General features: G+C 63.9%; 7 protein-coding genes. 3 read left to right on the top strand and 4 right to left on the bottom strand.

The window, feature by feature from the left end:
- Nucleotides 1-180: 180 nt before the first annotated feature.
- Nucleotides 181-3501, bottom strand: a complete 3321-nt coding sequence (locus Q7U29_RS19485; RefSeq protein ID WP_304744038.1) for a carboxyl transferase domain-containing protein — start codon at nt 3499-3501, stop codon at nt 181-183.
- A 331-nt stretch (nt 3502-3832) separates the two neighbouring features.
- On the opposite strand from Q7U29_RS19485, the gene Q7U29_RS19480 reads away from it, so the two are divergent.
- The 3 genes from Q7U29_RS19480 to Q7U29_RS19470 all read left to right on the top strand — a co-directional run bounded on the left by Q7U29_RS19480 (nt 3833) and on the right by Q7U29_RS19470 (nt 6941).
- Nucleotides 3833-4387 carry a carboxymuconolactone decarboxylase family protein gene (locus tag Q7U29_RS19480; protein WP_304744036.1) on the top strand — a complete coding sequence of 185 codons (555 nt, stop codon included), beginning with the start codon at nt 3833-3835 and terminating at the stop codon, nt 4385-4387.
- 1 nt (nt 4388) lies between these two features.
- The gene (locus Q7U29_RS19475) at nt 4389-5189 is read left to right on the top strand and encodes an SDR family NAD(P)-dependent oxidoreductase (RefSeq protein WP_304744035.1); all 801 of its coding nucleotides are present in this window, start codon (nt 4389-4391) and stop codon (nt 5187-5189) included.
- 111 nt (nt 5190-5300) lie between these two features.
- The gene (locus Q7U29_RS19470; RefSeq protein ID WP_304744034.1) at nt 5301-6941 is read left to right on the top strand and encodes an NAD(P)/FAD-dependent oxidoreductase; all 1641 of its coding nucleotides are present in this window, start codon (nt 5301-5303) and stop codon (nt 6939-6941) included.
- Between the two features lie 79 nt (nt 6942-7020).
- On the opposite strand, the gene Q7U29_RS19465 is transcribed toward Q7U29_RS19470, so the two are convergent.
- From Q7U29_RS19465 to Q7U29_RS19455, 3 genes are all read right to left on the bottom strand, one after another.
- A complete protein-coding gene (locus Q7U29_RS19465; RefSeq protein ID WP_304744032.1) occupies nt 7021-7320 on the bottom strand; it encodes an HU family DNA-binding protein in 300 nt (99 codons plus the stop codon).
- A gap of 208 nt (nt 7321-7528) precedes the next feature.
- Nucleotides 7529-7987: a RidA family protein gene (locus Q7U29_RS19460; RefSeq protein WP_304744031.1), complete on the bottom strand. Its 459-nt coding sequence runs from the start codon at nt 7985-7987 to the stop codon at nt 7529-7531.
- A 22-nt stretch (nt 7988-8009) separates the two neighbouring features.
- On the bottom strand, nt 8010-9719 hold the full coding sequence (locus tag Q7U29_RS19455; protein ID WP_304744029.1) for a benzoate-CoA ligase family protein: 1710 nt from the start codon (nt 9717-9719) through the stop codon (nt 8010-8012).
- Between the last annotated feature and the right edge of the window lie 46 nt (nt 9720-9765).

Raw genomic sequence — 9765 nt, 5'->3', positions numbered from 1 at the left:
CCCTTCTTCTCCCCTCCCCCCGCGACCGCGGCGGGGCGGGGCCGGGGGTGGGGGGTCTATCGGCGAGTAACATTGCCAGCGAGTTTGCCGCGCTACCCCCCACCCCCGACCCCTCCCCGCCACGCGCAAGGGCGCGTGGAGGGAGGGGAGCGAAAAGCATCGCCCCTCCGCAACAACATCCTACCAGGCGTCGATGCAGGGGCGCTTGCGGTGCGTGCGCGGCGCGGGCTTCGGCACCGACTGCAGCCCGGCCATGATCCAGCGACGGGTCTCGGCCGGATCGATCACCTCGTCGATCTCGAGCACCGATGCGATGGAGGTTGCCTTGCCGTTGGCATAAAGTTCGGCGACCTTGGCCTGATAATATTTCTCGCGCTCGGCCGGATCTGATATCGCCTCCATCTCCTTGCGGAAGCCGAGCCGCACATAGCCTTCCAGCCCCATGCCGCCGAATTCGCCGGTCGGCCAGGCCACGGTGAAGAAGGAGGCATGGAAACCACCGCCGATCATCGACTGCGCGCCGAGGCCATAGCCCTTGCGCAGCACGATGCCGAACAGCGGCACGGTGAGGCTCGCGCCCGTCACGAACATCCGCGCGACATGCCGCACGATCGCGGTCTTTTCGGCCTCGGGCCCCACCATGAAGCCCGGCGTATCGCACAGCGACACGATCGGGATGTCGAAGGCGTCGCACAGCTGCAGGAAGCGCGCGGCCTTGTCGCCGGCCGGCGCATCGATCGCGCCGCCCAGATGTTTGGGGTTGTTGGCGATCAATCCGAACGGCCTGCCTTCGATACGAATGAAGGCCGTGATCATGCCGACGCCGAAGTCCCGGCGTATTTCCAGCACCGATCCCTCGTCCGCCAGAAGATCGATGACAGTGCGGATATCATAGACGCGCAGCCGGTTTTCGGGGATGGCGCGTCGCAGCAGGCGCTGATCTGCGGCCTTCCAGGAGGCGAGCGAGCCTTGAAAGTAGGACAGGTATTTTTGCGCGGCGCTGGTGGCTTCCTCCTCGTCCTCGACCAGAATGTCGATGACGCCGTTCGGCGCCTGGAACGATACCGGTCCCACTTCGGCCGGATGATAGACGCCGAGGCCGCCGCCCTCGATCATCGCCGGCCCGCCCATGCCGATCGAGGCATTCTGCGTCGCGATGATGACATCACAACAGCCGAGCATCGCAGCATTGCCCGCAAAACAATAGCCGGACACCACGCCCACGACCGGCACCAGGCCGGACAGCTTTGCGAACTGCACGAATGACGGCCCGTCGAGGCCGGTCATGCCGAGCCGGTCGGTATCGCCGGGGCGGCCGCCGCCGCCCTCACCATAAAATACCAGCGGCGTCCTCCACTGCTCGGCAAGGCCCAGCATGCGGTCGATCTTCTTGTGATTCATGTGGCCTTGCGTACCGGCCAGCACGGTGTAGTCGTAGGAGATCACCATGCAGCGGGCCTCATGCGCGCCGAATTTTTCCGCGTTGACCGTGGCGACGCCGGCAATCAACCCGTCGGCGGGTGTGTTCTTGATGAGGTCGTCGACCTTGCGGCGGCGGCGCTGGGCGGCAATCGCCAGCGATCCGTATTCGACGAAGGACCCCTCGTCGACCAGTTGCGCGATATTTTCCCGCGCCGTTCGCTGGTTGGTCTTGCGCCGGCGCGCGACCGATTCCGGGCGGTTGGCGTCGAGCGTCATGGCATGGCGCGCGATCAGTTCCGCCAGATCGGGCCTGATGTGGTCGAGATCGACGGCGGCTTCCGCCTCGGCCTCGTCGCCCGCGACCTCAGCCGGTTCGAGAAACAGGATGGTCTCGCCGTGCATCAGCGTCGCGCCGCCACCGGCGACAATCTTCGTCACCTTGCCGCCATGCGGGGCGGCAACGAGGTGCTCCATCTTCATGGATTCGAGGATGGCGATCTGCTGCCCCGGACGAACCATATCGCCTTCCGTCACCTCGATCGCAACGATGGTGCCCTGCAGCGGCGCCGGCACTGCCACCGATCCCGCCGGACCGGCGGCCGGATCGCCCGCCCTGGAGGACGACGCCGCGCCGCCCGCCGCGTCCACGCTGGCGAAGAACAGCGGCCGCGCCATGTCCCGGGACGAACCCACCAGGGCCGCGACGTGGGTATCGATAAATCCGGTACTGATGCGATTGCTGACAAAGTCGGGATGCGCCAGCACCGCCTGGATGAACGGAATATTGGTGTCGACGCCCGCGATACGGAATTCGCGCAAGGCGCGCGCGGCTTTCTGCACCACATCCGGCCAGCTCGCCGCGGACGAATGAACGATCACCTTGGCCAGCAGGGAGTCGAAGGCCGCACTGGTCCTGTAGCCGGCATAGCCGAAGGTATCGACCCGTACGCCCGGGCCGGACGGCGGATCGAACACCCCGAGAGTCCCGCCGGTCGGCCTGGTCGCGCCCTGCTCGTCCATCACTTCCATATTGATGCGAAGCTGCATCGCAAAGCCGCGCGGCGCCGGAACGTCTGATTGCGACAGGCCGAGCGAGGCCAGGCTTGCACCGGCGGCGACCGCGAGTTGCGACTTGACAAGATCGACGCCGAGCACCTCCTCGGTCACGGTATGTTCAACCTGCAGGCGCGGATTGGCCTCGATGAAGGCGAACCGGGGATCGCCAACGGTGGTTTCACCATCGACCAGGAATTCGAAGGTGCCGAGATTGTCGTAATGCGCGGCAGCCGCCAGCTGCCTGGCTGCCTCGATGATGCGTGTACGAAGGCCATCGCTCAGCGAGGGGCTCGGCGCCACTTCGATGAGCTTCTGGTTGCGCCGCTGGATCGTGCATTCGCGTTCCCACAAATGGCTGATCGCGCCGTAATGGTCGCCGATGATCTGCACCTCGATATGGCGCGCCTTGCGGATCAGGCGCTCGACATAGACGCTGTCGTTTCCGAAGGCCGCCTTCGCCTCGGACTGGCAGCGCGCATAGGCTTCCTCCAGCTTCGAGGCTTCCTCGACGAAGCGCATGCCGCGCCCGCCGCCGCCGGCCACCGCCTTGATCATGACCGCGCCACCGCTGCCGAGCGAGGCGAAGAAGGCCTTGGTCTGGTCCAGCGTGGTCGGGCCAGTAGTCCCCTCGATCACCGGCACGCCGCTACGCTTGGCGAGCGCCTTGGCCGCGACCTTGTCGCCGAACAGATCGAGCGCCTCGGGCGACGGTCCGACGAAAACGATCCCCTCCTCGGCGCAACGCCGCGCCAGTTGCGAATTCTCGCTGAGAAAGCCATAGCCCGGGTGCAGCGCATCGCAGTTGGTCGCCTTGGCGGCGGCAATCACCGCCTCGATGTCGAGATAGGCGCGCGCGCCCCGCCCCGGGATCTCAAAACTCTCGTCGGCGGCGCGGACGTGCAGCGACAGCGCGTCGTCCTGGGGCTGGATGGCGACGGTGGCAAGGCCTGCTTCGCCGGCGGCACGGCTGATACGAATGGCGATCTCGCCGCGGTTGGCGATCAGGAGTCTGTGAAAGGGCATGAAAGCTTCCGGTTAAAACTCAGCGATCCTTCATGGTGGGATCGAGCACGATGCGCAAGGACTCTCCCAGCGCGTTGAAGGCCAATGAGACGACTGGAATGGCCAACCATTACTGCACCGATGCAAGCGGAATTTTGTTCCGCGTTGCGGAATTTTGTGGACCAAACCTCGGCCGTGCCGAAGTGCCAGGACGCCAGCCGGCACCCCACCGAACTCAAAGCAGCCTCTTCCAGCTCGTTCGCGAATCCCGATTGTGCGACGACGGGAAGCAGAGCAAATTCCCTTTTGATGAACAGAAACTCCGGTCACGCCATAAACAAGGAAGAACAAGATGGCTCGCCTGCCCTATCTCGAGGCCGACCAGGTCGCGCCCGAATATCGCGACATGCTCAAGCGCAATACCAATTTGCACAAGCTGCTGGTCAATTCGCCCGACATGGCGCGCGCCTTCAGCGGGATGGGCGGCTATATCCGTTTCAAGAGCAAACTCGACCCGCGCTTGCGCGAACTCGCAATTCTTCAAGTCGGCTGGATGGAGAAGTCGGAGTATGAGTTCACCCATCACGTCAAGATCGGCAGGGAATTCGGCGTCACCGACGAGGATATCGCCGGAATAATGGCCGAGACCGAAGGCAAGTCCTCCGGACTCGAGCCATTGGCCAGGGCGATCCTGAAAGGCGCCCGCGAGATGGTGCGCGAGCTCGCAATGTCCGACGCCACCTTCGCCGAGATCAAGCAAGAACTCAGCGACGAGCAGATGACCGACCTGGTGCTCACCATCGCCTTCTACTGTGCCGTGGTCCGCGTGCTCGCCACCATGCAGATCGACAATGAACCCACATACAAAGAGGTACTGCAACAGTACCCAATTCCGGGAGTGAACTGACATGCGTTTGAAAGATCGCGTCGCCATCGTCGTCGGCGCCGGCCAGAGCCCCGGCGAAGGCATCGGCAACGGCCGCGCCACCGCGCTGACCTTCGCGCGCGAAGGCGCTCGCGTGCTGTGCGTGGATCACAACCTCGCCTCGGCCCAGGAGACCGTCGACCTGATCGGCTCCAGCGGCGGCACGGCGGCAGCCTTCAAGGCCGACGTCACCAAAAACGCCGAGCTCGAGTCCATGGTGGACGATGCATTCGGCCGATGGGGCCGCATCGATATCCTGCACAACAATGTCGGCGTCAGCATCGCGGGCGGCGACGCCGAACTGCTCGACTTCACCGAAGAAGCGCTCGAACGTTGCGTGGCCATCAACCTCAAGAGCTGCATTTTCGCGGCCAAGCACGTGATCCCGATCATGCGCCGGCAGATGAGTGGCGCCATCATCAACATCTCCTCGATGGCCGCCATCACCACCTACCCTTACGTCGCCTACAAGGCGACCAAATCGGCGATGATCGCCTTCACCGAACAGCTCGCCTACCAGAACGCCCAGTACGGCATCCGCGCCAACGTCATCCTGCCCGGCTTGATGAACACGCCGATGGCGGTCGACACCCGCGCCCGGGAATTCAAGAAGAGCCGCGCCGAGGTCGAGGCCGAGCGCGACGCCAAGGTGCCGTTGCGCGGCAAGATGGGCACCGGTTGGGACGTCGCCAACGCGGCCCTGTTCCTGGCTTCGGACGAGGCCAGCTTCATCACAGGCGTGACGCTCCCGGTGGACGGCGGCGCCAGCGTGCGGCGGGGTTAGGTTGGCGCATGGCCCCGATGGCACAATGAGCGTTGCGCGAAGCCCGTCACGCTGATTAGCCTGTTGGCCCATAACAAATCCGGGCGCATCGCCCGCAGGGAGCAACACCACATGGCCGCCTCGCATGAAGCCAGGGCCCCGACCGGCGCGGCTCCGGCCCTCGACTTCGACGCCATCATCATCGGGGCGGGCATGTCGGGCATGTACCAGCTGCACCGGCTGCGCGCTGAGGGCATGCGGGTGCGGGTGTTCGAGGCCGGCACCGGCGTCGGCGGCACCTGGTACTGGAACCGCTATCCGGGCGCGCGCTTCGATTCCGAAAGCTACTCCTACGGCTATTCCTTTTCCCAGGAATTGCTCGAGGAATGGAACTGGTCGGAGCATTTCGCCGGCCAGCCGGAAACGCTGCGTTACCTCAACCATGTCGCTGACAAGTTCGACCTGCGCCGCGACATCCAGTTCCGCAGCCAGGTCACCTCAGCCATCTGGGCCGAGGACGCGCGCAGCTGGACCATCACGCTGCAGGATGGCAGCCAATTCCGGGCGCGCTTCCTGATCACCGCGATCGGTCCGCTCTCCGCGCCTACCTTGCCACGGATCGATGGCGTGGACTCGTTCAAGGGCCAGTCGTTTCATACCGCCCGATGGCCGCACGAACCGGTCGACTTCACCGGCAAGCGCGTGGCGGTGATCGGCACCGGCGCCACCGGCGTGCAGACCATCCAGACCATCGCCGGCAGCGTCGGTCACCTCACGGTGTTTCAGCGTACGCCGAACTGGTGTGCGCCGCTGCACAACGGCAAGATCGACGAGGAGACGCAGAGCAGGATCAAGGCCGGCTATCCCGAGATGTTCAGGCGCTGCCAGGAAACGTTTGCGTGCTTCATCCATACGCCGGATCCGCGCGGAACTTTTGAGGTATCCGATGAGGAGCGAGAGGCTTTCTTCGAAAAACTGTATGCCGAGCGCGGCTTCGGCATCTGGCAGGGCAATTTCCGCGACATCCTGATCGACCGGAAGGCCAACGCGCTCATCAGCGATTTCGTGGCGCGCAAGATCCGCCAGCGCGTAACGGACCCAAGGATTGCGGAAAAGCTGATCCCCCGGAATCACGGTTTTGGTACGCGGCGGCTGCCGCTGGAGACCTTCTATTACGAGGCCTACAACCGGGACAATGTCGCACTGGTCGACATTACGGAAACGCCGATCGAACGGATCACGCCTGAGGGCATCAAGACCAGCGACAAGGAATATGAGTTCGAAATCATCATCTACGCCACCGGCTTCGACGCCATCACCGGAAGTTTCGACAAGATCGATCTGCGCGGAGCGAACGGCGCACGGCTGAAGGATAGATGGAAAAGCGGGCCGGAGACCTTTCTCGGCGTCATGGTCGACGGCTTCCCCAACATGCTGATGCTGATGGGACCGCATACGGCACTCGGCAATATCCCGCGCAGTATCGAATACAATGTCGACTGGGTGACCGGACTGCTGCGCCACGCGACGGAAACCGGTCTGACGCGTATCGAAGCCACGCCGTCGGGCGTCGCGTCCTGGACCGATCACGTCAAGGCGCTCGGGGTCGGCCTGCTCTCCAACGAGGTCAATTCCTGGATGACCGGGATCAACAGCAACGTGGAAGGCAAGCAAACCCGTATCGTCGCGCGGTATAGTGGAAGTGCTCCCGCCTACCGCGCCAGATGCGACGAGGTGACGGCGATGCGATATCAGGAGCTCGCGCTCGCCTAGGCAGCCGGCAGCCTGAATGCTGCCGGCGGAGCTCCAAGGCCCAAAATGCAAAAGGTCCCGTGTGGGACCTTTTGAACTTTTACACCGCGTCTTTGGCCGCCTTGACCGGGCGCGCCCTGACGATCTTCCGGGCCGGCTTGGCCTTGAAGGTCATGGCCTCGCCAGTGAAGGGATTGGTGCCCTTGCGCGCCTTGGTGGCGGGCTTCTTGATCACGACGAACTTGGCGAAGCCGGGAACGAGGAACACGCCGGACTTCTTGAGCTCTTTGTAACCAACGGTCGCCAACGTCTCGAGCACGCCCTTGACGTCCTTCTTCGCGATTTCGTTCTCGGCAGAGATCTTCTCGATCAGCTGCGACTTTGTCATTTGTACTGCCATTTGGGCTCCTGTAAGTTGATTCGCATCGCAGACAGTATTGGGAATCTAGCGTAAAAACCGCGTATTTCGCGATCTGCACAGTTTTGTTGCTGCGCCGGATGCCCCTGCCCGCTCTGCCTGCTGCTTCGACCGCGAGGTTCAAACTCGCCGAATCAGCAGTCCTAGAGCCGGAAAGTAACAAAACCGCGGCCGCCATGCGAAGATTCGTTTAACGCGGCACCACGGCTGTGGCCTCGATTTCGACCCGCGCCGCCTTTTCCACAAGACGTACGACCTGGACCAGCGCCATGGCCGGATAATGCGCACCGAAGATCTCGCGATAGGCCTGGCCCAGCAGCTTCAGGTTCGCCAGATACTCCTCGATATCGACGACATACCAGGTGAGGCGAACGAGGTGTTCGGGGCGCGCGCCGCCCTCGGCGAGAATGGCTGCGATGTTACTCAGGGTCTGACGGACCTGTGCGACGAAATCGGTCGGCAGGTGACCCTGGTTGTCCCAGCCGATCACACCACCCGTCACCACGAGGCGGCCATCGGCCGCCATGCCGTTGGCGTATCCCTTCGGCGCCGGCCAGCCGGCTGGCTGCAGAATCTGCGGGCCCGCGGCGGACGTCTCGCCTTTGGAAATCGGCAGCACCGCAAGGGTGGGAGCTTTTGGCGCGCTCACAAACGGTTCTCCATCACATGCGTTATTCGGCGGCCATGCCGGAGGACGGCGCAGCCGATCCGGCCTGAGCCATCTGCCGCAGCGCAAATCGCTGCAGCTTGCCGGTTCCAGTCTTGGGCAATTGCGCGACGAATTCAACCGCGCGCGGGTATTTGTAGGGCGCGATCACGCGCTTGACGTGATCCTGCAATTCGGCCGCCAGCGCGGCATCGCCATCGACGCCGGCCGCGAGCACCACATAGGCCTTGACGATCATGCCGCGCGCCTCGTCAGGCGCGCCGACGACGCCGCATTCGGCCACTGCCGCATGACCCAGCAACGCCGCCTCGACCTCGGGGCCGGCGATGTTGTAGCCGGAGGAAACGATCATGTCGTCGGACCGGGCGACGAAGGAAAAGCGACCCTGCTCGTCGCGGACAAAGGTATCGCCGGTCAGATTCCAGCCGTCGCGGACATAGTTCGACTGCCTGGAATCCGCGAGATAGCGGCATCCGGTGGGACCGCGAACGGCGAGCTTGCCTGACGTGCCCGGCGGCAGTTCGTTCATGTCGGCATCGACGATTTTGGCTTCGTAACCGGAAACCGGACGCCCCGTGCTGCCGGCGGCGGCGTCGCCGGTTCGGTTGGTGATGAAGATGTGCAGCAACTCCGTGCTGCCGATACCGTCGAGAATGGTCTTGCCGGTCCTGCGGGTCCAGCTGTCGAACACCGGCGCCGGCAAGGTCTCGCCGGCCGAAACGGCAATACGCAGCGACGACAGGTCGGCGCCCTCGTCCATCGCAGCCATCATCGCCCGGTACGCGGTCGGCGAGGTAAAGCAGATCGTCGCCTTGTAGGTCTCGATGATCTTGACGATCTCGGCGGGTGCCGCGTTTTCCAGCAGCGTCGCGGTGGCGCCGAACCGCAGCGGAAAGATCGCGAGCCCGCCCAGGCCGAACGTAAAGGCCAGCGGCGGCGATCCCACGAAGACATCATCCGGCGTGACCTCGAGCACTTCCCTCGCATAGCCATCGGCGACGATCAGGAGATCGCGATGGAAATGCATCGTGGCTTTTGGTTCGCCGGTGGTACCCGAGGTAAATCCCAGCAGCGCCACATCGTCCCGGCCGGTCCTGACCGCATCGAACCGGACCGGCTTGCTCAGCGCCACCCGGTCGAGCTCGGCGTCATGGTTCGAGGTTCCGTCGAAATTCACCACCTGCTTGAGAAACCGGCTGGTCTTGGCGCACGCCACCAGTTCGTCGGCGATGCGGCTGTCGGTCAGTGCGAGGCCGATCTCCGCCTTGTCGACGATCTGGGTCAGTTCGCCGGCGCGCAGCATCGGCATGGTATTGACGACGACGGCGCCGGCCTTGGTGGCCGCGAGCCATGCCGCGACCAGCGCCGGATTGTTGCCGGAGCGGATCAGGACGCGGTTGCCGGGCTTGACGCCGTAATTCTCCACCAGGGCATGCGCCAGGCGGTTCGACCAGTCGGTCAATTCCTTGTAGGTGCGCTGGCGGCCATTGCCGATCAGCGCGACACGATCGCCGAAGCCCTGCTCGACCATGCGGTCGGTCAGTTCGACCGCGGCGTTCAGATAGTCGGGGTATTGAAACTCCGGCCGGTCGAGAACCAGTTCCGGCCATTGCTCCGATGGCGGCAGATTGCGCCGCGCAAAATCATCGACGTGGCCTGATGGACCAAGCGACCGAGCAAATGACGGCCTTGGGCTGGGAATTCCACCTGACATTTCCATTGCCTCCATCGTCCCTGTATTCGGGATGAAAGGGTTGAGA

It is taken from the genome of Bradyrhizobium sp., assembly GCF_030654605.1.
Taxonomy (GTDB): Bacteria; Pseudomonadota; Alphaproteobacteria; order Rhizobiales; family Xanthobacteraceae; genus Bradyrhizobium.
This window is presented reverse-complemented; position numbering and strand designations above follow the sequence as displayed.